Genomic DNA, 25281 nt, shown 5'->3' with positions numbered 1-25281 from the left:
CGGACTAGGCTGGGGATCGTGAGTCGTACGACGCTGGACACCGCGGGGCTGGCTCACGACCTCCGGCTGGCCGTGATGCGCTTCTCGCGGCGGCTGCGCAACCAGCGGGTGGACAGCTCGGTCACGCTCACCCACCTGGCGGCCCTGTCCACGCTCAAGCGCATCGGCCCGATGAGCCCGGGAGAGCTGGCCGGGCAGGAGCGGGTGCAGCCGCCGTCGATGACCCGCGTCGTCGTCGCGCTCGAGGGCATGGGGCTGGTCACCCGCACGCCGCACCCCACCGACGGCCGGCAGGTCATCATCGGCCTGACGCCGGCGGCGGACGACCTGCTCAACGAGGAGGCGCGTGCCCGGGAGGCGTGGCTGTCCGGACGGCTGCAGGAATTGACCCCGGAGGAGCGGACGGTGCTCCGCGAAGCCGCGGCGATCATGGAGAAGCTCGCCGGTGGGTGACCCGCACGAGCGCTGATCGGTCGACCCCGTCGGACGCGGGGACGGGCTCCTTCCGTGCGCTGCGCGTCCGGAACTTCCGCATCTACGCCTCGGCCAACCTGGTCAGCCTCACCGGCACGTGGATGCAGCGCATCGGCCAGGACTGGCTGGTCCTGCAGCTCTCCGGCGACAGCGGCATCGCCCTCGGGCTGATCACCGCCCTGCAGTTCGGCCCCAGCCTGCTGCTGAGCATGTACGGCGGCGTCCTCGCCGACCGCTACGACAAGCGCCGGGTGCTCCTGGTCACCCAGGCGCTCATGGGTGCACTCGCCCTGGTGCTCGCGATCCTGGTGGCCACCGACGCGGTGGCACTGTGGCACGTCTTCGTGCTCGCCGGCGGGCTGGGTGCGGTCTCCGCGATCGACGCGCCGGTGCGGCAGGCGTTCGTCTCCGAGATGGTCGGGCCGACCCTGCTGGCCAACGCGGTGAGCCTGAACTCGACGATCTTCAACGGCGCCCGCCTGATCGGGCCCGCGGTGGCCGGTCTGCTCATCGGCTGGTCGGGCGGGGACACCGCGCCGGCCTTCTTCGTCAACGCCGCGAGCTTCGCGTTCACCATCGCCGCGCTGGCCGGCATGCGGGCAGCCGAGCTGCAGCCGAGCCCCCCGGTGACCCGGGCGAGGGGCCAGTTGCGGGCGGGACTGAGCTACACCTGGGCCCATCCCGACCTCGTGCTCGCCATGGGCCTCGCCTTCGTCATCGGGACGTTCGGCTTCAACTACCAGGTGACCATCGCTCTGATGGCCCGCGAGGAGTTCGAGCTCGGCGCCGAGGCGTTCGGGCTGCTCTCCACCACCTTCGCCGTCGGCTCGCTGACCGGTGCGCTGCTGTCGACCCGGCGCAGCACCCGCCCGCGACAGCGGTTCCTGGTGATCTCCGCCGTCGTCTTCGGGCTGCTCACGGTGATCGCGGGCCTGATGCCGGGCTACGTCTCCTTCGCCGTCCTGCTGGTGCCGACGGGGGCCGCGGCCCTGGTGTTCAGCGTCGCGAACAACAGCTTCGTGCAGCTGGGCGTCGACCCGCAGATGCGCGGCCGCGTGATGGCGCTGTACTTCATGTGCTTCATGGGGGGCACGCCCGTGGGGGCACCGCTGATCGGCTGGATCTCCGAGCACCTCGGTGCGCCCTGGGGGCTCATCCTGGGCGGCGCGGTGTGCGTGGTCGCCGGTATCGGCGCAGCCGCCTGGCTGGCGCGGGGACGACGGGTGCGGCTCGAGGGCGGGCCCAACCCGCTCCGGCTGCGGATGCGCATCGGCGCCCCAGGCACGCGGGTCCCGTCGGCGCGGCTGCGCGCCGCCGAGGAGGCCGCAGCCGGGAAGGTGCCGGGGCAGCAGTCCCTGGGCGGCTGACCGCGTCCGACGGCGGCGCGCGGAGTACCGTCGCCGGCATCCTTTCCGGGCCAGGGAGGCGAGATGCACGTCCCGCTGCTGCAGATCGGCGGCACCGTCGCCGTGATCGCCGCCCTCATCGCCTGGACGGGGCCCGTCTTCCGCTGGGCGCGCCGGAAGGCGGAGCGCCGCCGGACGGCCCGGTATCCGACGCCCGGCCGTCGGCCGCTCCAGGTGGTCGCCGCCGACGTCCGCCGGCTCGCCCGGTCGATCTCCCTCGTCCCGACCGGGGCGCCGATGGCCCGCCGTCGAGCGCTCGCCGCCGCGTACGACGACGTGCTCGTCGAGGCCGCGACCCTGCTGGAGATCCCGCACGAGCTGCGCACGACGCCCGATGGTCCGGCGCGGGACGTGGAGCGGCTGCGGTTGCTCGCCGCCCTGGAGGGCGCCGGGCTGGCGGTGCAGGGCTGAGCCCGGCCGGACGGCGGCTGTTCTTCGCCGTCGACCCGCCGGAAGACGCGCGCGCCGACCTGGCCGTGACGGTGGCCGGCCTGGGGGACCTCCCCGGGGCGCCGCGCTGGACCGCACCGGACCGCTGGCACCTCACCCTGCTCTTCCTCGGGGCGGTGCCGTCGGAGCGAGTGCCGTCGCTGGTCTCCGCGGCGACGCGTGCGGTCGAGGGCACGTCATCGATGACGCTGCGGCTCGCCGGTGGCGGACGGTTCGGGTCGGTGCGTCGTCCGCAGGTGGCCTGGGCGGGGCTCGACGGCGACGTCGACCCCCTCGTGGCGCTCGCCGCCCGGCTCGCGGACGCCGCCCGGGGCCTGCGGCTGCCGGTCGAGGACCGGCCGTTCCGCCCGCACCTCACGCTGGGCCGGTGGCGTCCCCGGCAGCCGGCGGACGGAACGCTGACCGACCGGCTCGCCGCCTACCGCGGGCCGGTGTGGCCGGTGACCGAGGTCCGGCTCTGGGAGAGCCATCTGGGCGCGACGCCGACCTACGACCTCGTCGCCGCTTGGCGCCTGGGGAAGCAGGCATAGGTACCTTTACATGCGCTTTGGTGCCGGAGATGCACGTATAGGTACCTATGCCTCGGCAGGTGGAGTCACCAGGCGTACTCCATGGGCGCGGCCTCGTAGCCGGGGAAGATCTCGTCGAGCCGGTCCAGGGCGGCGTCGTCCAGCGTCACCCCCAACGCGGCCAGCGACCCCTCGAACTGCGCCATGGTGCGTGGGCCGACGATGGGCGCGGTCACCGCCGGCTGGTGCAGCAGCCAGGCCAGACCGACGTCGGCGGGCGCCTGCCCGAGCTCGCGACAGAAGGCCTCGTACTGCTCGAGCGCCGGCCGATGCTTCTCGATCCGCTCCTGGTTGCGCTGCTCGTTGCGTCGTCCGCCCTCGGTCTTCTCCAGGACGCCGGCCAGCAGACCGCCGGCCAGCGGGCTCCACGGGAGAATGCCGACGCCGTAGTGCGTCGCTGCGGGGAGCACTTCGAGCTCCACGTGCCGGGTCAGCAGGTTGTAGTGCGACTGCTCGCTGACCAGGCCCTGGGAGGAGCGGCGGGCGGCGGCCTCGTTGGCGGCGGCGATCTGCCAGGCGGCGTGGTTGGAGGACCCGACGTAGAGGACCTTGCCCTGGGCGACGAGCGTCTCGCACGCCTGCCAGATCTCCTCCCACGGCGTCCTCAGGTCGACGTGGTGGAACTGGTAGAGGTCGATCCAGTCGGTGCGCATGCGGCGCAGCGAGCCCTCGCAGGCGCGCACGATGTTCCGGGCCGAGAGGAAGGTGTCGTTCGGCCAGTCGGTCATCGAGCCGTAGACCTTGGTGGCCAGCACCGTCTTCTCCCGGCGCTCCCCGCCCTGGGCGAACCAGCTGCCCAGCACCTCCTCGGTGCGGCCCTTGCCGGCGTCGAAGCCGTAGACGTTCGCGGTGTCGAGGAAGTTGATCCCCTCGGCGTGCGCCCGGTCCATGATCGCGTGCGAGTCGGGCTCCTCGGTCTTCCAGCCGAAGTTCATGGTGCCCAGGCAGAGGCGCGAGACCGTCAGGCCGCTGCGGCCGAGGTGCGTGTACTTCATGGAACACCACCCTGGCACCCTGATCGCCGTGCCGCAGGACGATCAGACCACCGCATTCGACGCCGCCACCGCCGTCCGGCGGGCCGAGGGCGGAGGCCTGGTCGCCGACCTCGACCCCGGATGGGACGTCGGCGGCGGCATCCTCAACGGTGGCTACCTGCTGTCGGTCGTCGCGCGGGCCGCGGTGCTGGAGAGCCCGCACCCGCACCCGGTGGCCGTGTCGGCCAGCTACCTGCGCGCGCCGGCCGCCGGCCCGGTTGCCCTCACCGTCGTGCCCGGACCGGCCGGGCGCACGCTGGCCCACTCGCTGGTCACGCTGTCCGACACCGGCGGCCCGGCGCTGACCGTCCAGGCGACGACGGCGACCCTGGGCTCCACGCCGTCGGAGTACAGCCACCCGATGCCCGACGTCCCATCCGTGGAGGAGTGCTTCTCGGTCGCCGAGCACCGCGACCTGGCGCCGCCCGGGGTGCAGGTGCCGGGGCTCTCCCTGCGGGTGGACACCCGCCTCGACATCGCCACCGCGGGCTGGGCGTTCGGTCGGCCCTCGGGGGAGCCGGTGCTGCGGGCGTGGATGCGGTTCGCCGACGGCCGCGAGCCCGACCCGCTGGCGCTGCTGACCTTCGCCGACGCGCTGCCGCCCACCAGCTTCGCGATGGGCAATCCGGGCTGGGCGCCGACGGTGCAACTGCAGGTGCTCGTGCGGGCACTGCCGGCGCCCGGCTGGTGCCTGGTCGAGGCCCGCTCCAGCGAGATCTCCGGCGGGTGGGTGGACGAGGACTACCGGATCTGGGACTCCACCGGCCGCCTGGTCGCGCAGAGCCGCCAACTCGCCCGCGCCCCCCGCTGACTCGTCCCCCTCCCCGACGATCAGGTGACCTGATCGAGCCTGTCGCGCGAACGGTGGCGGATGAGCCGCCGCGGTGCATCGCTGGGTGATGTTGCGCTGTGAGTCGGGGGGCGGGCGCCGGTTGATGGTGGTCGGGAGCGGGGATAGTGGCCCGGTCAGCGCTGTCGGCGGTGCCGGCCGCCCCCGGATCAGGCGGTGGCCAGCCGGTGGGCGTGGATCTTGCGCAGGTTGTGCACGGTGCAGGCCAGCGACCACTCGGTCTTGGCGTTCTGCAGGCCGCGGCGGAGGAGCTGGCGTAGTCCCTGCCGGTCTTTGATCTGGCCGAAGACCGGTTCGACCGTGCGTCCTCGGAGGGCGTATTTCTCCGTGCCTTCGGGGGTGCGCAGCCTGTCCTGGGCGCGGGCGGTGGCCGGGCGGGAGGTCAGCGGTTTGTCCCCGGCGGGGTCCTCGCCGGCGGCGCGGCGTTCGTCGCTGATCATCGGGGCCAGCAGGCGCAGGCCGCGGGTCTCGGCCTCGGTGAAGGTCTCCTCGTTGGCGTAGCCGGCGTCGGCGACCCAGGTGTCGGGCGTCTCCTCGATGCCGGCCTGGTTCAGCTGCTCGGCGGCGTCATCGAGGACGGGAAACAGCTGATGGGCGTCGGTGGCCGCCTGGGTCAGCGTCTGGCCGACGATGAGCTGGTCTTCGGTGACCGCGGCCTGGGCGTTGTAGCCCTGCACCAGCCCCCGCCCGCCCCGCATCGTCCGCGAGTCCGGATCGGTGGCGTTGGCCCGCGGCGGCTTGTCCTTGTCCGGATTGCGGCCCGGTGGATGCTCGCCCGGTTGGGCGCCGCGGCGGGTGCCGGCGTCCTTGCGGCGCTGCCACTCGGCCTTCCTCACCTCCTGCTCGGCCACGGCCGCGGCCTGCTCGTCGTCCAGGCGCTGCTTGGCCTCCTTCAGTCGAGCCAACCGCTCGGCCCGCCGGCGCAGCGGCGGTGGCAGCTCATCCCCGCGGTCGTCGCCGTGTTCGGCGTCCTCGGCCGCGTCGATGCGCGTCTGTTCGTCGAGCAGCTCGGCGGCCAGCTGGTCGTAGCGGGCCTGCTCCTCGGCGACCTGGTGGGCCAGCGACGCCGAGGTGTGGTTCTTCGACCAGGAGGCGTTCGCGGCGATCTTCGTCCCGTCCACCGCGATCACGCCCAGCCGCACCATCCCGGCCTCGTGACACACCCGCAGCACCTGCGCGAACAGCTCCTGCAGCGGCTGGCGGTGACGCGTGACGAACCGGGCGATCGTGGCGTGATCGGGCACCCGATTGCCGGCCAGCACCCGGAACGCCACATCGCGGACACAGTGCCGCTCGATCGCCCGCGACGAGCGCACCCCGACCGCGTGCGCGTACAGCAGCACCGCCACCATCAGCGCCGGGTCGAACGCCGCCGCGCCCTGCCCGTTGGCCCGATACGAGCGCTTGAACCCCGACAGGTCGAACGAGTCCACCGCATCCTTGACCGTCCAGGCCAGCTCCCCGTCGGGCAGCCAATCCCGCACATCCGGCGGCAGCAGGAACCCCTGATCGACATCCCCGCGGATGAAGTTCTGCGGCATACCCCAGTCTCCCGCCGCCCAGGATGATCATCAATCAGGCGCGCTTTGTGCGACAGGCTCGATCGTCGAGGGTCCTCCCTCAGCGTCGACGGCGAGGGAGGACCAGCTACGGCGAGGGAGGACGGCGTCAGGGCCGCTTCGGCAGTTGCACCTCGCCGGTCAGGTAGCGCTGCACGGTCGGGCCGATGGCCGCGACGATCGACTCCGGTGACGCGGAGGCGAGCGGTTCGACCTTGAGCACGTAGCGGGCCATGACGAGGCCGATCAGCTGGGACGCGGCCAGCGCGCCGCGTGCCTCGCGTTCGGCGGTGGGAAGCCCCAGCGTGCCGACCACGCGCCGCAGGATCTGGGACACGAGGAACTCGCGCAGCAGTTTCGCGGTCCACTCGTTGCCCACGGCGGACCGGACCAGCGCGAGTGCGGCGGGCCGCATCGGTCCGTCCCAGACGCGCACGAGCAGCCGGACGATGTTCTCGCCCAGGTTCTCCCGGCCTCCCGCCAGCACCTCCGGCAGCAGCTCCGCAGGGTTGGCCGGCGCCTCGATCGCGGCGAGGAACAACTTGTCCTTGCTGCCGAAGTAGTGGTGGACCAGGGCCGGGTCGACGCCCGCGGCGGAGGCGATCCCGCGGATGGTGGCGCCGTCGAAGCCGCGCTCGGCGAACGCCTCCCGGGCAGCGGCGAGGACGGCGTCCCGGGTGTCGGGGTTCCCGGGGCGCCGTCCCGACCGTCGTGCGGGTCCTGCTCCGCTCAGCTGGTCCTCCTCCGCAGGGTCGCCGCCGCCAGGGCGAGGGCGACCAGGGCGGCGCCGGCCACGATCCCGACGTCCACCCACATCCTGCCGGTGGCCTCGGACGACCGTCCGACCTCCTGCAGCGCCTCGACCGCGTAGGTGAGGGGGAGGACGTCGCTGATCGCCTGCAGCCAGCCCGCCATCTGCTCGCGCGGCACGAGCAGGCCGCAGAGGAAGAACTGCGGCAGCACGATCACCGGCATGAACTGCACCGCCTGGAACTCGCTGCGGGCGAAGGCGCTGGCCAGCAACCCGAGGGCGACGCCCAGCACCGCGTCGACGACGGCGATGAGGACGACCAGCCAGACCGAACCGGTCACCTCCAGGTCGTAGACCGTCGTCGCCACGGTCACCGTGACCACCGCCTGCAGGGCCGCCGCCAGCCCGAACGCGAGGCCGTACCCGAGCAGCAGGTCGAGCCGGGCGAGGGGAGTGGTCAGCAGCCGCTCGAGGGTGCCGGACGTGCGCTCGCGCAGCATCGCGATGCTCGTCACCAGGAACATCACCACGAACGGGAAGATCCCGAGCATCGTCAGGCCGACCCGGTCGAAGACGCCGGGTTGTCCCGGCATCATGGGCACGTCCTTCCAGAGCAGGTAGAGCAGGCCCAGCAGCAGGCTGGGCAGCACCAGCATCATCGCGATGGTCCGGTGGTCGTGCCGCAGCTGGCGGAGGACCCGGCCGGCGGTCGCGGCGGTGAGCCGAGGGCTCAGGTGTGCCGGAGCCGGGCGGCTCAGGGTCGCGGTCACGCCGCCACCTCCTCACGGGCGCGGACGACGTTGAGGAACGCCTCTTCGAGGTCCTCGGAGCGGCCGTCGGCGCGCAGCTGCGCCGGCGTGGAGTCGGCGATGAGCTCGCCGGCGCGGAGCAGCAGCAGCCGGTCGCAGCGGCCGGCCTCGTCCATCACGTGGCTGGACACGATCAGCGTCGTCCCGGCAGCCGCCAGGGCGTGGAACCTTTCCCACAGCTCGACGCGCAGCACCGGGTCGAGACCGACGGTCGGCTCGTCGAGGACGAGCACCTCCGGGCTGCCCACCAGGGCGCAGGCCAGGGAAGCGCGACCCCGCTGGCCGCCGGACAGATCAGCGACGAGCTGGCCCGCGGCGTCCGCGAGACCGACGTCGGCGATCGCGGCGTCGGCCTCCCGGGCGCTCATCCCGTACAGCGAGGCGAAGTAGCGGGCGTTCTCCCGCACGGTGAGGTCGTCGTAGACGCTCGGTGCCTGCGTGACGTAGCCGACCCGGGCGCGCAACCCCGGGGAACCGGCCGGTTCCCCGAGCACGGTGACCTGACCGGAGCGCACCTGCTGGACCCCGACGAGCGCGCGCATGAGCGTCGTCTTCCCGCTGCCGCTGGGCCCGAGCAGACCGGTGACCTGCCCGGCCGGGACGGCGAACGAGAGACCGGGCAGGACGCGCCTGCGCCCCCGGTCGACGCCGAGATCGGTGACGGTGACGGCGTCCATGCCGGCCTCCAGGAACTCAACGGCTGATGAACTCAACGCTAGATGAGTTGTTGGAGCGGCGTCAACGGAGTCCTTGGTCCCCGTGTCGATGATCAGGTCACCTGACCGTTCGGGGTCCTTCCTCACGGTCGACCGCGAGGGAGGACCCCTGGTGATCAGGTGACCTGATCACCGCGGCAGCGGGCGGGCAGAATCGGCGGCGTGCCCGCCCCCGTCGTCATCACCGATCCGCGCGACGACCGGGTGGCCGACTTCCGCGACCTCAAGGCCGGCGACCGGCCGGCCGGCACGCCACGCGGCGCGCTCGGCCCGGTCATCGTCGAGGGCGTTCCTGCCGTCGAGCGGCTGCTCGCCTCGCCGTACCGGGTGCGGGCGGTCTTCGGGGTGCCGGGGCGGGTGGCCGCGCTCGACCTGCCGGAGGGCATCCCGGCCTACGAGGCGGACAAGTGGGTGCTGTCGGAGGTCATCGGCTTCCGGCTGACCCGTGGGGTGGTGGCGTCGGCGGACCGCCGTCCGCCCGCGGACCTCGGCGACCTGCTGGCCGGGCCGGACCCGGCGGCGCCCCGCCGGCTCGCCGTCCTCGAGGCGCTCAACGACGCGGAGAACCTGGGATCGATCGCGCGGTCGGCGGTCGCGCTGGGCGTCGACGGGTTGCTGCTGGACCCGCGCTGCGCCGACCCGCTCTACCGGAGGTCGGTCCGGGTCTCGATGGGCCACGTGCTCGGGCTGCCGTTCGCCGTCCTGCCCGAGTGGCCGACCGGCCTGGACCGGCTGCACGAGGCCGGCTACACGACGGTGGCGCTGACCCCGGCTCGGGACGCCGTCGATCTCGGCGACCTCGACCCGGCGGCCCATCCGCGCACGGCGGTGCTGCTCGGCGCGGAGGGCCCCGGGCTCACCCCCGAGGCGCAGCAGGCGGCAACCGTGCGGGCCAGGATCCCGATGCGCACGGGAGTGGACTCCCTGGGCGTCGCCGCGGCGGCGGCGGTCGCCTTCGCCATGCTGCGCTGAGCTCTCAGCCGCGGAGGGAGAACCGCGCCAGGTGGGCGCGCGCCTCCTCGGCGTGGGCCGGCTGGCACATGACGTCGTAGCGGCTGGCGACGATCTTGCTCGTGCTGGTGAAGTCGCGCCGTCCCTGCGTGGCGGCGTAGCCAATCCCGCCGAAGATCGCGCCGAACACGAGGCCGATCAGCAGGCCGGCGAGCACCGAGCCGATCCAGCTGCTGCCGTCCGGGGAGAAGATGCCGAGGAGCAGGCCGACGAACAGACCCCACCAGGCGCCGGCCGCGGCGCCCGCGGCGACCGCCCGGCCCAGGGTCAGGCGCCCGGTCACCTTCTCGATCATCCGCAGGTCCGACCCGATGATCGTGACGTTCTCGACGGCGAACTTCTGGTCCGAGAGGTGGTCGACGGCGGCCTGCGCCTGCTCGTAGGAGTCGTAGGAGCCGACCTGGACGCCGCCCGTGGGCATGGAGACCGAGGCTGTCATGCCTGGTTCAACTGCGCAGCGGGCGAGGGTGTTCCCGGCGCCGCGGGGTCAGCGGTGGCGGCGGACCCCGAAGACGATGTCCTCCCACGCGGGGATGCGAGCGCGGGGATCCTCGTCCTCGCCCTCGCTGCGCCCCAGGACGACGGTGTCGTGGTCGGCCACCTCGTCGAGCAGGGCGTCGAAGCTCCGCTCGTCGGCGGGGGAGCCGCTGGCGGGGTGCACGTCCCGCACCAGCTCGTCGTCGTGCGCGGCCAGATCGGACGGCAGGACGTCGGGCGTGACGGTGTCGTGGATCGGGTCGTCGTCGGCGCGCTCGGTGTCGGTCCGGACGACGCTCACCGCGCGCGGGCGGGGAGCCGTCGCGGCCATGCCGGCGGGGACGTCGGGGACCACGCGCACGAGCCGGGTGCCCTCGGCGAAGTCCATGGTGGCCGCGTCGGCGGGCGTGACGGTGCGCGAAGGGAGGTCGAACGTCCAGCGGGTCAGGCCGGACTTGTCGCCGGCCCGCCACGCGCCGGTGACCTGCCAGGTGCCGTCGTCGGTGCGGTGGGCGTCCCACGTGACCGCGTCGATGTCGGAGTCGATCAGCCGGAGCCGGTCGGTCATGAATTGCTGCAGGGCGCCGCCGGGGGAGCCCTCGCTGAGCCGGACGCGGGCCTCGCGGGCCTGCTCGGCCACGCGCTGCCGCTCCTGGATCACCGGGTGGGCGAATCGCATGATCCGCTCGACGCGGGTGCCGGAGGCCGCCGCCACCTGCTCGGGGGTCTCCCCGGCGCGGATGCGTGCCTGGATGACGCGGGGCGGCAGCTCCACACCGGCGTCGACGTCGATCTGGGTCAGCCGGCGGGCGTCCCCGCGGGCCGCGGCGCGCACCCGGTCGTCGATGGGCAGCTCGAACCGCTCGCCCTCGGCACCGTCGGCGCCCTCGACGGCCAGCACGAGGCTCTTCCCGTCGGCGGAGAGCGCCACGAGGCGCAGTGCGCGCATGGGCGGACCTCCTGACTGCGCGACCGGCCGCCGGAGAGACGGACCGGAGCACGAGGCTATCGGCGAGCTCCGGGCAGCGCCCGCAGGCGGCCCGGCGTGGCGCGTCCCGGAACCGACCGGACCGTCCCCCGCCAGGGGGGTGCGGAACCGCCCGACCTCCGCCGATACCGAGCGATGACACGTGTTCGAAACACACGGTCCGCACAGTGGTGCCCGCGGCGCGGGCCGAGAGAGATTGTCGAGGAGGTGTCCATGGTCAGCCCACTGACCGACCGGCGGTCGTCCGCGCCCGCCGGACTGCTGGCCGCCCCCGCCGAGGCGTCGCCCGAGCTGCTGCCCGCGGAGGTGCGCCGTGCCGTCACGGAGATCGCGGCCGCCCCCGGCGCCTGGTGCCCGGCGCTCTCCCCGGACGGTTCCCGCGTCGCCTACGTCACCGACCGCTCCGGCATCCCGCGGCTGGAGGTGGCGGTGCTCGACGGGGCGACGCCGCCCGTCGTGCTGTCCGGCCCCGCCGAGGAGGTCGTCTCCGTGGCCTGGTCGCCGGACGGCGGCCGGCTGGCCTACCTGGTGAGCCCCGGCGGCTCCATCTGCGCCGAACTGCACGTCGTCCGCCCCGACGGGAGCGACCACCGCGTCGTCGCCGGGGAGGACCCGCGCGCCACCGTCTTCGCCGGCGGCTGGACCGGCCCCGGGCACTACGCCTGCTCGATCGCGCCGGGCGACGGCCCCGACGCCGACGTCGTCCTCGTCGATGCCGCCACCGGTGAGCACCGCACCCTGGCCCGCGGCGGCTTCCTCTCCGTCACCTCGGTGTCGGTCGACCAGCGGTTCGTCCTGGCCCGGCGCGGCCCGCGCGCCTACCGCCACGTCGTGGTCGTCGACGTGGGCTCGGGGGTGCAGCGTCGGCTGATCGGTCTCGACGCCCCCGGCGGCATCGCCTCGGAGGACGGCCGTTTCGGGCCCGACGGCCGCTCCGTGTACCTCCGGGCGTCGCTGCCCGGGGAGCCCTTCACCGACCGGTCCGGCCTGGTGCAGGTCCCGCTGGCCGAGGACGGCGTCCCGGGCGCGGGCCGCGTCGTGCTCGCCCGCCCGGACGCCGACCTGGACGGCTACGCCCTGCGCACCGACGGCACCGTCCTGGCCGTCTGGAACGCCGGTGGTGTCACCGAGCTGCGCGTGCACGCGCTGTCCGACGGGTCCTGCGTCCGCGAGATCCCCCTGCCCGAGCCGGTCATGCCCGGCTGGTCGCTCTCGGCGGACGGTGCCACGATGATCGCCGAGCTGACGGGGCCCCGCTCCCCGCGCGGGCTGTTCCGCATCGCCCTGGACGACGGCGTGCCCGCGTCGCTCCCGTCCGGTCCGTGCCGCCCCGACCCCGAGGGCCTGGTCACCCCGGTCCGGTACGACTACGTCGCCTCCGACGGGCTGCCGCTGTCGGGCTGGCTCTACGTGCCGCCCGGGGTCCAGGGGCCCAACCGGACGGTCGTGAGCTTCCACGGCGGCCCCGAGGGCGAGGAGCGGCCGGACTGGTCGCCGCTCGCCCAGTCGCTGGTGGCCGCGGGCTTCACGGTCTTCGCGCCCAACGTGCGCGGTTCCGGCGGCTTCGGCCGGGCCTTCCTCACCGCCGACGACGGCCCGGCGCGCGAGGCCTCCTTCGCCGACGTCCGGACGACGGTCGACGAGCTCGTCACGGCCGGCATCGCCGAGCCGGGCCGGATCGGCGCCCACGGCTGGTCCTACGGCGGCTACCTGACGCTGGTCGCGCTCACCCGCTGGCCCGGCCTGTTCGCCGCCGGGGTCACCGGCGCCGGCATGAGCGACCTGCGCACGTTCTTCGCCGGCACGGAGCCGTGGATGGCGGCGGCGTCGGTCACCGAGTACGGCGACCCGGTCGCCGACCGGGAGCTGCTCACCGCACTCTCGCCGATCACCGACCTGGAGCGGCTCACCTCCCCGGTGCTCTTCGTGCACGGCGACCGCGACACGAACGTGCCGGTGGCGGAGTCGGTGCAGGCGCACCAGGCGCTCCAGGCCCTGGGTGCGCCCAGCGACCTGCTGCTGCTCCCCGGTGAGGGGCACACCATCGTCGGCCGGAACCACCTCGTCGAGCTCGGCGAGCGCGTTGCCGCCTGGTTCGATCGCTGGCTGTGAGCAGGTCGGGGGACGCAGATCCGTTCGCCGGCTACCCAGCAGCCCCGGCTGACGAGGCGGTCAGCCCGGACGGCCGGCTGCGCGACGGGTACGCCGGGATCGGTTCGTTCCTGCAGCGGCTGGGGACGCCGGGCCTGACGGCTGCCGCCACCGCGCTCGCCGCGGAGGGGGCGGCACGGGGGATCGCCGTGGCCACCTGGTCCGACGGCCGGCAGGACGTGCGCCCCTTTCCGCTGGATCCGGTGCCGCGGATCCTGCCCGCCGCGGAGTGGGCCCGGATCGCCGCCGGGGTCGAGCAGCGGCACCGCGCGCTCAACGCCTTCCTCGCCGACGCCTACCGGGCCGCGGGCCGGCGGCGCGGGGACGTCGACCGCGACCCGCAGGTGGTGCGGGCCGGCGTCCTGCCGCAGTGGGCGGTCGCGCACAGCCCCGTCCGCGACCCCGGCGCCGTCGGTCAGGCCTGGCCGGGGCAGCGACGGGCCACCGTGGCCGGCGCGGACGTGCAGCGCACCGCGTCGGGGGAGTGGGTGGTGACCGCCGACCATCTGCGGGTGCCGGCCGGCCTGGGGTACGCGCTGGCCGGCCGGGATGCCCTCCGTGGCGCCGTTCCCGAGCTGCTCGCCGCCGCCACCGGGGTCGTCGACCCCTCCGACGCGCTGCCGCTGCTGCGCGCCGGGCTGGCGACCGCGGCGCCGCCGGCCTGCACGGGCACGCCACGGCTCGCCGTCCTGACCGCCGGGGAGAGCGACAACGCCTGGTTCGAGCACCGGCTGTTCGCCGATGCCCTGGGCGCGCCGCTCGTGCGGGCCGGGGACCTCTGGCCACGCACGGACGGCGGTGTGGAGGCCGCGGTCGACGGCGAGCGGCTCCCGATCGACGTCCTCTACCGGCGCTTCGACGACGGCCTGCTGGCCGCGTTCCGCACCCCGATCGGGCAGTCGCTGGACGTGCTGCTCACCGAGGCGGTGCGGGCCGGCCGGCTCGGCCTGGCCAACGTCCCGGGCAACGAGCTCGCCGACGACGCCGCCAGCTACGCCTGGGTGCCGCAGATGATTCGCTTCTACCTGGGGGAGGAGCCGCTGCTGGGCTCGGTCCCCACCTGGGTACTCGCCCACGAGGACCAGTGGGCCGCGGTGCGCGACCGGCTGCACGAGCTCGTCATCACGCCGGTCGCCGGGTACGGCGGCCGGGGGACGATCGTGGGGCCCGCGTGCTCGGCGGCGGAGCTGGCCTTCCTCCAGGCGGAGGTCTCGGCCGCGCCCTACCGCTTCGTCGCCCGGGAGCCGGTGACGCCGACGACGCTGCCGACCCTCGTGGACGGTGCGCTCCGGCCGCGGCACGTCGACCTGCGCGTCCTGTCCGTGGTGGGTCCGGGCGAGGGCACGACCGCGCTGCCGGCACCGCTCACCCGCGTGGCCGACGGCCCGGAGCCCGCGACCTGGTGGTGGGGCGGGGCCAAGGACACCTGGATCCTCGGCTGATCCAGCGCCTCTCAGGTGCGCGGTTCGCGACCGGCCGGCTGCCGCGGCTCGTCGAGCAACGGGGTCGGCGCACGGAGCGGCACGCGGCCGGGTGCCGCGGCCGTGACCGTCAGGGGTGCGCCGTCGACGACGACGGTCACCGGCCCGTCGCCACGCAGCAGTGCGACCGTGGTGGCTTCCTGCGTCGTCTCGACGCGGAGCAGCCTGCTGCGCCAGGTGACGTGGTAGGCGGTGCGCGAGAGCGACGTCGGCAGCAGGGGCGCGATCTCGAGGTCCTCGTGGTCCTCCCGCAGCCCACCGAGACCGGCGACGAACGCCAGCCACGCTCCTCCTACCGAGGCCAGGTGCAGCCCGCTGGCGGTGTCTCCCTGGACGTCGCGGAGATCCACCAGAGCGCACTCCCGCAGGTAGCGCAGGGCGAGATCGGGGTGCTGCGCCTGGGCGCACGCGACGGCCTGGACGGCCGCCGACAGCGAGGAGTCCCGGACGGTGCGCGCCTCGTAGTAGTCGAGGTCGCGCGCCACCTCCTCGGCCGTGAAGTCGTCGCGACACCACCACAGCGCCTGGACGAGGTCGGCCTGCTTGAGCACCTGCCGCCGGTAGAACTTGGCGTAGTGCTGGTGCTCCTGGACCGGGTAGGAGTCGCGCTTGTCCTCGAACCGCCATTCCCGGTAGGTCGTGAAGTTCTCGTTCATCGGGTGCACCCGTAGGCCCTCGTCCCACGGGACGTGCACCGCTGCCGCCGCGGCCCGCCAGGCGGAGGTCTCGGTGTGGTCCACGCCCAGCTGCGACGCGCGCGCCTGCAGCCGCTGGCACGCGTCGGCAGCACACAGGAGGTTGCGCCGGGCCATGAGGTTGGTGAAGACGTTGTCGTCGACGATCCCGGTGTACTCGTCCGGCCCCGTCATGCCGAACAGGTGCCACCCGCCCGCCGCGTCCTCGTGACCCATGGACATCCACAGGCGGGCCGTCTCGACGAGCACGTCCAGGCCTCCGACGGAGTCGAGGTCATCGGCCGTGACGTTCTGGTAGAGCCAGAAGGCGCGGGAGATGTCGGCGTTCACGTGCATCGCCGCCGTGCTCGCCGGCCAGTACGCGGACACTTCCCGCCCGCTGATCGTGCGCCACGCGAAGCAGGCGCCCTGCAGCCCCAGCGTCTCGGCGCGCTCGCGGGCGACGTCGAGCGTGGCGGAGCGCCACCGCAGCAGGCGGGCCGCCGCGTCCGGGTGCAGCAGCGTCAGGGCGGGCAGGACGAAGCCCTCGACGTCCCAGAAGGTGTGGCCGCTGTAGCCCATGCCCGTGAGGCCCTTGGCGCCCACAGGGGCACCCGAGATGCAGGCGGCGGAGCAGAACAGCTGGAAGACGCCGTAGCGCAGCGCCTGCTGGAGCTCGGGGTCGCCGTCGACCTCGACGTCCGCCGTCGCCCACAGTTCGTCGAGGACGGCCCGCTGACCGGCGACCAGGTCGTCCCACCCGAGATCGAGTGCGGAGCTCACGGCGGCCGACGCCTGCCCGATGAGGGAGTGCGGCCCGGCGTCGTGCGACCAGCTGTACGCGACGGCCTTGACGATCGTGAGGCTCCCTCCGGGCGGCAGGTCGGCGGCGACCGTGGTGACGACCTGGTGGTCGATCTGCGTACTCACCCGCCCGCCGTCGATCTCGTGGCCGACGGCGGCGGCGACACCGATGCCCGACCCGCGCGTCCGTGCCGCGAGGACGCCACCGTTCGCCGTGCGGACGTGGGCGAGCGTCTCGAAGGCGTGGTCCAAGGCCGCGGCGACGCGCGGGTCGGCGTTGTCCACGCCCGTCGGCGTGACCTCCCCGCCGACGAGCTCGGACCGGACGACGACGTGCGCCGGCCCGTCCACGGCGCGGACCTCGTACCGCACGGCGCAGACCGACCGTTCCACGAGGGAGACGATCCGCCGGGTGCGCAGCTCCAGCGTCGTGCCCGACGGCGCGGTCCAGCGCACCCGGCGGTCGAGCGTGCCGGCACGCAGGTCCAGCGTGCGCTCGTGGATGTCCGGGGATGCCTCCCGCACGTCGAGCGGGACACCGTCGACGAGCAGGTGCAGCGGCGTGCCGTCGGCGACGGTGAGCATCGCCTGCCCCTCGTCGGGGTGCCCGTAGCCGCCCTCGGGATAGGACAGCGGATGCGTCTCGTAGACCCCGGACAGGTATGTGCCGCGCATGCCATGCGGCTCGACCTCGTCCAGCGTGCCCCGGATCCCGACGTACCCGTTCGAGAGACTGAAGACGGACTCCGCGACGCCGAGCGTCCCGGGGTCCACGTGTGGCTCACGGACGAGCCACGGGGCGATGTCGAGGGTCGGGGCGGTCACGTCAGGTCCCTGCTCAGCAGGTTGCGGTGTCCGGTCGCTGGGCCGCCAGCGGGGTGGAGATGACCACGGTCGTGCCCTCGGGGCTGGGGGTGGCCGTGATCTCGGCGAACGCGCTCATCAGCGTGGAGCCACGGCCGCGATCCATGCTCGGCACCCGCTCCCGCCACTGCCCGTAGTCCCGCACCGCGATGCGGACGTGCCCGCCGTCGACCGCGGCGGTGACGTCGAAGTACGGCTGCGCCGGCTCCTGGGCGTGCTCGATCGCGTTGGTCACCGCCTCGCAGGCGGCCAGCAGCAGGTCGTAGGCCTGGTCCTCCCCGATGCCCGCGGTCGCCAGCCAGCCGCGCAGCCGGCGGCGCAGCACGGGGACGGAGGACGCGAACGACGGCAGCCGCCACTCCGCGAACGGCCCGGGCGTGGACTCCTGCGGCCGGCGGGGCGAGGGAGGTCCGGGCCTACCGGCTGCTGAGAGCGTGGGCGCCGGCGCGGGGGCCGCGATGGTCCTGGCATCCGGAGCGGGGACCACCGGATCCGCGGCCGGGAGGGCGGCGCGGCCGGCGGCGCGCTCCAGGGCCACCCGGACACGGGCGATGAGCTCGTCGGCCCGGAACGGCTTGGCCAGGTAGTCGTCCGCCCCTGCCTGGAGGCCCTCGACCGATGCCTCCTGACCGGCCCGCGCGGTCAGCATGATCACCGGGATGTGCCGGGTCGCCGGGTCGGCCCGCAGCGCGCGCAGCAGCTCGAAGCCGTCCACCCGGGGCATCATCACGTCGGTCAGCACGAGGTCGGGGAGCCGCTCCGCCACGGCCGCCAGCGCCTCCTCCCCGTTCGCCGTCGTCCGCACCGACCAGTGCGGCCCGAGCAGCCGGGTCAGGTAGGCGCGCATGTCGGCGTTGTCGTCGACGACCAGCACGTTCCGGCCCGCCGGCCCCCCGGTCGACACGGCCGCCGTCGGCTCGCCGGGCCGGGAGGTGTCCTCCTCCCAGCTCGCGGCCTCGCCGCGGGCCTCGTCCGACGGGCGGACCACGGCCCGCGGCTCGTCGTCGGCCACGTCCGGGGCGCCGTAGGGCAGCGTGACGGTGAACCTGCTGCCGGCCCCCGGCTCGCTGGTCACCGAGACGTGTCCGCCGTGCAGCGCGGCCAGTTCCTGCACCAGCGCGAGACCGATGCCGGTGCCCTCCCGCGTGCGGGCCGTCGCCCCGGGCACCCGGTGGAAGCGCTCGAAGAGGTGCGGCAGCTCGTCGGCGACGATCCCGACGCCGGTGTCGGTCACCGTCAGCACGAAGCCGTCGTCGGCGGCATGCAGGGCGACATCGATCCCGCCGACGAACGTGTACTTGACCGCGTTCGCGAGGAGGTTGACGACGACCTTCTCCCACATCCGCGGGTCGACGTAGGCCGGCCGGTCCAGCGGGGGGCAGTCCACGGTCAGCCGCAGTCCGGCCCGCTCGGTGGCGGCGCGGAAGATGCCGGCGAGCTCCGCGGTGAACGTGGCGACGTCGGTCTCCACCCGCACGGGGTTGGCCCGTCCGGCCTCGATGCTCGCGAAGTCGAGCAGGTCGTTGACCAGCCGCTGCAGCCGCTGGCCGTTGCGCATCGCGAGCTCCAGCTGCTCCTGCACCCCGGGCGCCAGCGGGGCGGTCGTGTCCTCGAGGACGTCGCCGATGGGGCCGAGCAGCAGCGTCAGGGGCGTGCGCAGCTCGTGGCTGACGTCGGAGAAGAACGTCGTCTTCGCGCGGTCCAGCTCGGCGAGGGACTCCGCCCGTAGCCGCTCGGTCTCGAAGGCTCGGATGTTGCCGATCACGCCGGCGAACTGCCCGGCCACGAGCTCGTAGAAGGACCGGTACTCCACGTCCAGCGCCAGATTGGGGCTCTTGCCTGCGAGGAGCAGCCCGAGCGGCTCGCCGTCCCGGGTGGCGGTGAGCGGGAGGACGACGGCCTCGGCGACCCGGTCACCGAACGGGCCACCGATCACGTCCAGCCGGTCGACGATGCCGGTGAGCTCCGCCGCGGTCCCCGCTGTCCCCGGCAGCAAGGTGGGATCGCAGCCGACCGCGGCGATGCGACGGAACCCGGTTTCGCCGGGCGAGGAGAGGTACACGGCGGCGAACGGCAGGTCCAGCGAGTCGGCCGACAGCGCGGCGCACATCGCCGCCACCGTCTCCTGCTCGTCCCCCAGCCGGGAACCTTCCGTCGCCAGGTCGTGGAGGAGTCGCTGTCGGCGCCCGCCGACGATCTGCCCGGTGACCTCCGTGCACACCCCGTGCATGCCGGCCACGGCGCCGTCGTCCCCGAACGCGGGCGCGTGGGAGACGGTGAAGTAGGTCTCCTCGCGGTAGCCGGCGCGCTCGAGCAGGAGGAGGAGACCCGGCAGCCAGGACGCCTCGAGGGTGGTCATGGCGTGCGCGATGGGCGGGCCGAGCGCGTCCCAGCCCTCGGCGAGGGTCTGGCGGATGTCCTTCCCGATCGCCGGGTGCTTCGCGCCGATGAAGGGCGCGTAGGCGTCGTTGTAGAACTGGATGAACTCCGGTCCCCAGGTCAGCACCATGGGAAACTTGGAGACCAGCACGGTGCGGATGGCGAAGCGCAGACTGGCCGGCCAGCTCTCGACCGGTCCTACCGGGGTGGCGGCCCAGTCGATGGCGGCCATGAGCCGGCCGGCCTCACCACCGGCGGCGAACAGCTCGCCGCGGTCGGGTCCCGACGGGGGATCGGGAACCACGTTCACCTCCAGCCGCAGAACGGGGATCCACCGTGGATCCCGGCGGAACACGCCCGGTCGACCGCCTGCTCGGCCACGACGGCGCCCCGGGAACGTACCTGCCGTCCCTGGGCGCGCGCCCGGGCAGCGCGGGACTACAGGCGCTCGACCACGTAGTCGATGCAGGCGGTCAGCGCCGTCACGTCGTCGGGGTCGACGGCCGGGAACATCCCCACGCGCAGCTGGTTGCGGCCGAGCTTGCGGTAGGGCTCGACGTCGACGATCCCGTTGGCCCGCAGGGTCTTCGCCAGGGCCGCTGCGTCCACCGAGTCGGCGAAGTCGATCGTCCCGACGACGAGGGACCGGTGGGCGGGGTCGGCCACGAAGGGCGTGGCGTACTCGGACTTCTCCGCCCAGCCGTAGAGCCGGCTGGAGGAGTCGGTGGTCCGCCCGACCGCTCCGGACAGGCCGCCCAGCGAGAGCAGCCACCGGATCTGGTCGGCCAGCAGGAACAGCGTGGCCACGGCCGGGGTGTTGTACGTCTGGTCCTTGGTCGAGTTGTCGACCGCGATCGACAGGTCGAGGAAGCCGGGGATCCAGCGACCGGAGGACTTGATCTCGGCCACCCGGGCCAGCGCGTCGCCGGACATGAGCGCCACCCACAGCCCGCCGTCGGCGGCGAAGGACTTCTGCGGGGCGAAGTAGTAGACGTCGGTCTGCGCGATGTCGACCGGCAGGCCGCCGGCGCCGCTGGTCGCGTCGATCAGCACCAGGGCGTCGTCGTCCCCGCCGTGCGGTCGCTGGATGGGTGCCATGACGCCGGTGGACGTCTCGTTGTGCGCCCACCCGTAGGCGTCGATGCCGTCCTGACCCTTCGGCAGGGCGAGGGTGCCGGGCTCGCCCTCGGCGATCACCGGATCGCCGAGGAACGGGGTCTCCTTGACGCCGGAGGCGAACTTGGCGGAGAACTCCCCGTAGGTGCCGAACGCCGCGCGGTCCCGGATCAGGCCGAAGGCGGCGGCGTCCCAGAACGCCGTCGTCCCGCCGTTGCCGAGGACGACCTCGTAGCCGTCCGGCAGGTCGAAGAGCTGCCGGAGGCCGTCGCGGACGTCGCGGACCAGCCCCTTGACCGGCGCCTGGCGGTGCGAGGTGCCCATGACCGAGGCTCCGTCGGCGGCGAGGGCGCGCAGCGCCTCCGGCCGCACCTTGGACGGCCCGCAGCCGAACCGGCCGTCGGCCGGCAGGAGCTCGGCGGGGATGGTGATGCTCATCCGGGAAGTGCCTCTCGGTTCGTCTCGGTGCCGGCGGTGCGTCGGGGCGGGGTGGAACGACGACGGCCCGGGACCGCAGAGCGCGGACCCGGGCCGTCGATTCGTAGCCGACGGCGCTCAGGCCGGGGCGACCTGGGTGGTCTGCTTGGTCTGGATGGTGTCCCAGCCCTCGACCTCCTCGGGCTTGCGCGGGTCGGGGCCGATGTAGCGGGCCGACGGGCGCACGAGGCGGCCGGTGTTCTTCTGCTCGAGGATGTGCGCGCACCAGCCGGCGGTGCGGGCGCAGGTGAACATCGAGGTGAACATGTGCGCCGGGACCTCGGCGAAGTCCAGGACGATGGCCGCCCAGAACTCCACGTTGGTCTCGACCGGCCGGTCGGGACGCCGCTCGCGCAGCTCCTTGAGCGCGGCCTGCTCCAGCGCCAGGGCGGCCTCGAACCGGGGAGCGCCCAGTTCCTCGGCCGACCGGCGCAGCACGCGGGCGCGGGGGTCCTCGGCACGGTAGACGCGGTGACCGAAGCCCATCAGCCGGTCGCCCTTGTCGAGCAGGTCCTTGACGTACTTCTCGGCATTCCCGGCCCGCTCGACCTCGTCCAGCATGTGCAGCACCCGGGAGGGGGCGCCCCCGTGCAGCGGGCCGGACATGGCGCCGATCGCTCCCGACATCGACGCCGCGACGTCGGCACCGGTGGACGCGATCACGCGCGCGGTGAAGGTGGAGGCGTTCATGCCGTGCTCGGCAGCCGACGTCCAGTAGGCGTCGACGGCGGCGACGTGCGCCGGGTCGGGCTCGCCGCGCCAGCGGACCATGAACCGCTCGACGATGGTCGAGGCCTCGTCGATGCGGCGCTGCGGGACGGCAGGGATGCCGATGCCACGGGCCGACTGCGCCACGTAGGACAGCGCCATGACGGCGGCCCGGGCGAGCTCCTCGCGGGCCTCCTCGGCGTCGATGTCCAGCAGCGGGCGGTAGCCCCAGATCGGGGTCAGCATCGCCAGCGCGGCCTGGACGTCGACGCGGACGTCGCCGGTGTGCACCGGGATCGGGAACGGCTCGGCCGGGGGGAGGCCCGGGCCGAACTTGCCGTCGACCAGGAGGGCCCAGACGTTGCCGAAGGTCACCTTGCCGACGAGATCCTCGATGTCGACGCCGCGATAGCGGAGGGCACCGCCGTCCTTGTCGGGTTCGGCGATCTCGGTCTCGAAGGCGATGATGCCTTCCAGGCCGGGTACGAAGTCGTCGGCCATCTCGCATGCTCCTCTGCGCGCGGACGCTGCGCGCCGGGGACATGGCACGCAGATTGCCTGCCGACCCTAGGTGGTGGTGCCACGCCGGGCACACGGGGGGCATCTCCCGGCCGTTCCAGCGGTGTCGTCGTCCTCCCGGGCCCGGCCCTCGCGCGCTCACGTCGTCCCGCGGTGCCAGCATGACGGCGTGCCCGACCTCTCCCGCATGCGCAACGACTACACGGCCGGCCGGTTGACCGAGGAGGAACTGGCCCCCACGTGGGTGGAGCAGTTCGACCGCTGGTTCGCCGACGTCGTCGCGGCCGAGGTGTCCGAGCCCAACGCCGTCGTCGTCGCCACGGCCGACGCCGACGGGGCGCCGGACGCCCGCGTCGTCCTGATGAAGGGCTACGACGAGTTCGGCTTCATCTTCGGCACGAGCTACGCCTCGGCGAAGGGCGCGCAGCTCGCGGCCAACCCCCGCGCCGCGCTCGTCTTCCCCTGGCACGCGCTGCAGCGGCAGGTGCGGGTCAGCGGGCGGGTGGAGCGGATCGGCGGCACCGCCTCCGACGGGCTGTGGGACCCGCGGCCGCGCGGGGCGCAGCTGGCCGCCGTGGCGTCGGTGCAGTCGACCGTCGTCGATTCGCGGGAGGAGCTGGTCCAGCGGCTGCGGCAGCTCGACGCGCAGACGGCCGACGGCCCGGTGCCCCGGCCCGAGATCTGGGGCGGCTACCGGGTGCTGCCCGAGCGCGTGGAGTTCTGGCAGGGCGGCAAGGACCGGTTGCACGACCGGCTGCGGTTCGTCCGCGACGACGAGGAGGGCGGAGGCTGGATCGTCCAGCGGCTCGCTCCGTGACGTCGCCGGTCGACCCGGTCGAGGGGGGAGGACCGGTCGAGCAGCCGGTGCCGGTCGACCGGCGGCGAGGCTGGGCGATCGACACCACGCCGCTGCGCAACCCGCACTACCGGCGGCTGTTCTGGGGCGTCGCCGCCACGATGCTCGGCCAGCAGATGACGCTGGTCGCCGTCCCGTTCCAGGTCTACCTGCTGACCGGCTCCTCGCTGATGGTCGGCGTCACCTCGGTCGTGGCGCTGGTGCCGCTGGTCGTGTTCGGTCTCCTCGGCGGCGCGATCGCCGACGCGATGGACCGGCGCCGGCTCATGCTCATCACCTCCGTCGGGGCGGCGGTGACCAGCGCGCTGCTCGCCGTCCAGGCGCTGCTGCCCGGCGGCGGCAACCTCGTGCTGCTGTGGGTGCTCACGGCGTGCGTCTCCGGCTTCGCCGCGGTCAACCAGCCCACGAGGAGCGCGGTGATCCCGGCGATCGTCGGTACGGCGGGCGTCCCCGCCGCCAACGCGCTGGCGATGACGGTGCGGCAGGTCGGCGTGATCGTGGGCCCGCTGCTGGCGGGGGTGCTCATCGGGATGGGCGAGCTCTTCCTGACCTACGTCGTCGACGCCCTGGGGTTCCTCGCGGCGGCGGTGCTGCTGCGCGGCCTGCCCCCACTGCCGCCGGCCGGGGTGGACGGACCGCTGCGCCTGCGGGCCGCGGTGCGCGGGGTGGGGGAGGGCTTCGCGTTCCTGCGTACCCAGCCGGTGCTGCTGATGACGTTCGTCGTCGACATCATCGCGATGATGTTCGCCTGGCCCCAGGCGGTCTTCCCGGAGCTGTCGCAGACCCGGTACGCGGACTCGCCCAACAGCCTCGGCTGGCTCTTCGCCGGCATCTCGATCGGGGCGCTGGTCTCCGGGCTGACGTCGGGCTGGGTCTCGCGGGTCGACCGGCAGGGCGCGGTGGTGCTCGCGGCGATCGCGGTCTGGGGCGTGGCGATCATCGGCTTCGGGTTCGCGCCGACGCTGTGGCTGGCCGTGCTCTGCCTCGCGGTCGCCGGCGCCGGCGACATGGTGAGCGCGGTGCTGCGCTCCTCGATGCTGCAGCTGGCCGCACCCGACGACATGCGCGGCCGGATGCAGGGCGTGTTCATCGTCGTCGTCGCGGGCGGTCCGCGGCTGGGCGACCTGCGGGCCGGGGCGCTCGCCAGTGCCGCGTCGGTGACCGTCGCGATGGTGTCCGGCGGGGTCGTCGTGGTGGTCGCCATGGCCGTCGTCGCGCTGGTCGTCCCGTCGTTCTGGCTCTTCCGCGCCTCGCGGGCAGCCAGCTGAGCCGTCGGTCGACCCCGCGAACCTCAGCTCCGGGTCGCCGACCTCGCGCTGCAGCACGTGGTCGGCGACCGCACGGTGAGGACGATGCCCAGACCCGGTGGGGCGACCTCACGCCAGCGCGCGGGCGACCACCCTCAGGTCGGCGACCAGCGCGTCGTAGGCGGCGTCGCGGGCCTCGTCCGGCGTGCGCAGGATCGCCGAGGGGTGCGTGGTCGCGAGCATCCAGGTCTGGGCCGGCGCGCCCTCGTCCGGCTCGTCGTCGTCGGCCTCCTGGTGCCCGTCGTCCGCGACGGCGGCGACGCCGGGCGGCGTCCACGGGATCAGCTGCCCGCGGTCCTTCGTGATCCGGAAGGACGGCGAGATCAGCGCCTTGGCCGCGGTCGCCCCGAGACAGACGACGACCTCCGGCTGGAGGACGGCGAACTCCGCCTCCAGCCACGGCCGGCACGCACGCAGGTGCTCGGGCTTCGGCGTCTGGTGGATCCGCCGCTTGCCCTTCACGATGTGGCCGAAGTGCTTCACGGCGTTGGTCACGTAGGCGTCCCGGCGGTCGATGCGCGCATAGCTCAGGGCCTTGTCGAGCAGCCGGCCCGCCGGCCCGACGAACGGCTCGCCCTTGCGATCCTCCTGGTCGCCGGGCTGCTCCCCGACGAACACGATCCGTGCGGTCTCCGGGCCCTCGCCGAACACCGTCTGCGTCGCCGGCTCCCACAGCTCGCAGGCCCGGCAGCCGGCGGCCGCGGCGCGCAGTCCCTCGAGCCCGACGCCGGCGGGCGGGTCCGCCGGCCGATTGCGTTCGCTCATGCGCCGATGACACCGCAGTGGCGCGGCGACCGCGACACGAGCGACCGATACGGTGCGGAGCAGTAAAGCCGCCGACCGCTGGGGGA

At 74.0% G+C, this 25281-nt stretch carries 22 protein-coding genes; 10 read left to right on the top strand and 12 right to left on the bottom strand.

What is annotated here, in order from left to right:
- Positions 1-18 precede the first annotated feature (18 nt).
- From FHU33_RS21240 to thpR, 4 genes are all read left to right on the top strand, one after another.
- A complete protein-coding gene (locus FHU33_RS21240; protein WP_142027584.1) occupies positions 19-453 on the top strand; it encodes a MarR family winged helix-turn-helix transcriptional regulator in 435 nt (144 codons plus the stop codon).
- Complete coding sequence (locus FHU33_RS21235; RefSeq protein ID WP_142027583.1) at positions 450-1841, top strand: MFS transporter; 1392 nt, start codon at positions 450-452, stop codon at positions 1839-1841. The genes FHU33_RS21240 and FHU33_RS21235 overlap by 4 nt, the downstream gene beginning before the upstream one ends.
- Positions 1842-1904: 63 nt before the next feature.
- A complete protein-coding gene (locus FHU33_RS25175; RefSeq protein ID WP_170182605.1) occupies positions 1905-2291 on the top strand; it encodes a hypothetical protein in 387 nt (128 codons plus the stop codon).
- The gene (gene thpR / locus FHU33_RS21230; protein ID WP_142028091.1) at positions 2288-2860 is read left to right on the top strand and encodes an RNA 2',3'-cyclic phosphodiesterase; all 573 of its coding nucleotides are present in this window, start codon (positions 2288-2290) and stop codon (positions 2858-2860) included. The genes FHU33_RS25175 and thpR overlap by 4 nt, the downstream gene beginning before the upstream one ends.
- Positions 2861-2925: 65 nt before the next feature.
- On the opposite strand, the gene FHU33_RS21225 is transcribed toward thpR, so the two are convergent.
- Positions 2926-3894, bottom strand: coding sequence for an aldo/keto reductase (locus FHU33_RS21225; RefSeq protein ID WP_142027582.1), 969 nt, complete (start codon positions 3892-3894; stop codon positions 2926-2928).
- Here FHU33_RS21225 and FHU33_RS21220 point away from each other — a divergent pair.
- Positions 3893-4744 carry a thioesterase family protein gene (locus FHU33_RS21220; protein WP_246064078.1) on the top strand — a complete coding sequence of 284 codons (852 nt, stop codon included), beginning with the start codon at positions 3893-3895 and terminating at the stop codon, positions 4742-4744. The genes FHU33_RS21225 and FHU33_RS21220 overlap by 2 nt on opposite strands.
- A gap of 188 nt (positions 4745-4932) precedes the next feature.
- On the opposite strand, the gene FHU33_RS21215 is transcribed toward FHU33_RS21220, so the two are convergent.
- The 4 genes from FHU33_RS21215 to FHU33_RS21200 all read right to left on the bottom strand — a co-directional run bounded on the left by FHU33_RS21215 (position 4933) and on the right by FHU33_RS21200 (position 8579).
- Complete coding sequence (locus FHU33_RS21215; protein ID WP_142025713.1) at positions 4933-6324, bottom strand: transposase; 1392 nt, start codon at positions 6322-6324, stop codon at positions 4933-4935.
- A 127-nt stretch (positions 6325-6451) separates the two neighbouring features.
- Positions 6452-7156: a TetR/AcrR family transcriptional regulator gene (locus FHU33_RS21210; RefSeq protein ID WP_211355313.1), complete on the bottom strand. Its 705-nt coding sequence runs from the start codon at positions 7154-7156 to the stop codon at positions 6452-6454.
- Positions 7072-7863, bottom strand: a complete 792-nt coding sequence (locus FHU33_RS21205) for an ABC transporter permease (RefSeq protein WP_246064077.1) — start codon at positions 7861-7863, stop codon at positions 7072-7074. Before FHU33_RS21205 ends, FHU33_RS21210 begins: the two co-directional genes overlap by 85 nt.
- Positions 7860-8579 carry an ABC transporter ATP-binding protein gene (locus tag FHU33_RS21200; protein WP_142027581.1) on the bottom strand — a complete coding sequence of 240 codons (720 nt, stop codon included), beginning with the start codon at positions 8577-8579 and terminating at the stop codon, positions 7860-7862. Before FHU33_RS21200 ends, FHU33_RS21205 begins: the two co-directional genes overlap by 4 nt.
- 201 nt (positions 8580-8780) lie before the next feature.
- On the opposite strand from FHU33_RS21200, the gene FHU33_RS21195 reads away from it, so the two are divergent.
- Positions 8781-9590, top strand: a complete 810-nt coding sequence (locus FHU33_RS21195; RefSeq protein WP_142027580.1) for a TrmH family RNA methyltransferase — start codon at positions 8781-8783, stop codon at positions 9588-9590.
- Positions 9591-9594: 4 nt separating this feature from the next.
- Here FHU33_RS21195 and FHU33_RS21190 read toward each other — a convergent pair whose 3' ends face one another.
- Both FHU33_RS21190 and sepH read right to left on the bottom strand, forming a co-directional pair.
- Complete coding sequence (locus tag FHU33_RS21190; protein ID WP_246064075.1) at positions 9595-10050, bottom strand: YflT domain-containing protein; 456 nt, start codon at positions 10048-10050, stop codon at positions 9595-9597.
- Positions 10051-10116: 66 nt separating this feature from the next.
- Positions 10117-11055 (bottom strand): septation protein SepH, encoded by a 939-nt coding sequence (sepH, locus tag FHU33_RS21185; protein ID WP_142027578.1) that lies wholly within the window; start codon positions 11053-11055, stop codon positions 10117-10119.
- A 252-nt stretch (positions 11056-11307) separates the two neighbouring features.
- Between sepH and FHU33_RS21180 the strand changes: the two genes are divergently transcribed.
- The gene (locus FHU33_RS21180) at positions 11308-13206 is read left to right on the top strand and encodes a S9 family peptidase (RefSeq protein WP_142027577.1); all 1899 of its coding nucleotides are present in this window, start codon (positions 11308-11310) and stop codon (positions 13204-13206) included.
- Positions 13203-14687, top strand: coding sequence for a circularly permuted type 2 ATP-grasp protein (locus FHU33_RS21175; RefSeq protein WP_142027576.1), 1485 nt, complete (start codon positions 13203-13205; stop codon positions 14685-14687). The genes FHU33_RS21180 and FHU33_RS21175 overlap by 4 nt, the downstream gene beginning before the upstream one ends.
- An 11-nt stretch (positions 14688-14698) precedes the next feature.
- Here FHU33_RS21175 and FHU33_RS21170 read toward each other — a convergent pair whose 3' ends face one another.
- From FHU33_RS21170 to FHU33_RS21155, 4 genes are all read right to left on the bottom strand, one after another.
- Positions 14699-17029: a glycoside hydrolase family 65 protein gene (locus FHU33_RS21170; RefSeq protein ID WP_142027575.1), complete on the bottom strand. Its 2331-nt coding sequence runs from the start codon at positions 17027-17029 to the stop codon at positions 14699-14701.
- Positions 17030-17042: 13 nt separating this feature from the next.
- Positions 17043-19751: an ATP-binding protein gene (locus FHU33_RS21165; protein WP_246064073.1), complete on the bottom strand. Its 2709-nt coding sequence runs from the start codon at positions 19749-19751 to the stop codon at positions 17043-17045.
- Positions 19752-19885: 134 nt separating this feature from the next.
- On the bottom strand, positions 19886-21001 hold the full coding sequence (gene serC, locus FHU33_RS21160; protein WP_142027574.1) for a phosphoserine transaminase: 1116 nt from the start codon (positions 20999-21001) through the stop codon (positions 19886-19888).
- 117 nt (positions 21002-21118) lie between these two features.
- Complete coding sequence (locus FHU33_RS21155; RefSeq protein WP_142027573.1) at positions 21119-22249, bottom strand: citrate synthase 2; 1131 nt, start codon at positions 22247-22249, stop codon at positions 21119-21121.
- A gap of 187 nt (positions 22250-22436) precedes the next feature.
- Here FHU33_RS21155 and pdxH point away from each other — a divergent pair, with 187 nt between their 5' ends.
- Together pdxH and FHU33_RS21145 are read left to right on the top strand one after the other, a co-directional pair.
- Positions 22437-23084, top strand: a complete 648-nt coding sequence (gene pdxH / locus FHU33_RS21150) for a pyridoxamine 5'-phosphate oxidase (protein ID WP_211355312.1) — start codon at positions 22437-22439, stop codon at positions 23082-23084.
- Complete coding sequence (locus FHU33_RS21145) at positions 23081-24391, top strand: MFS transporter (RefSeq protein WP_142027572.1); 1311 nt, start codon at positions 23081-23083, stop codon at positions 24389-24391. Before pdxH ends, FHU33_RS21145 begins: the two co-directional genes overlap by 4 nt.
- A gap of 108 nt (positions 24392-24499) precedes the next feature.
- Here the strand turns inward: FHU33_RS21145 and FHU33_RS21140 are convergent, their stop codons facing one another.
- Complete coding sequence (locus FHU33_RS21140) at positions 24500-25258, bottom strand: UdgX family uracil-DNA binding protein (RefSeq protein WP_281281708.1); 759 nt, start codon at positions 25256-25258, stop codon at positions 24500-24502.
- Positions 25259-25281 lie beyond the last annotated feature (23 nt).

It is taken from the genome of Blastococcus colisei, from assembly GCF_006717095.1.
GTDB lineage: Bacteria > Actinomycetota > Actinomycetes > Mycobacteriales > Geodermatophilaceae > Blastococcus_B > Blastococcus_B colisei.
Note: the sequence above shows the minus strand (reverse complement) of the source record. Positions and strands in the feature narration are given on the sequence as shown.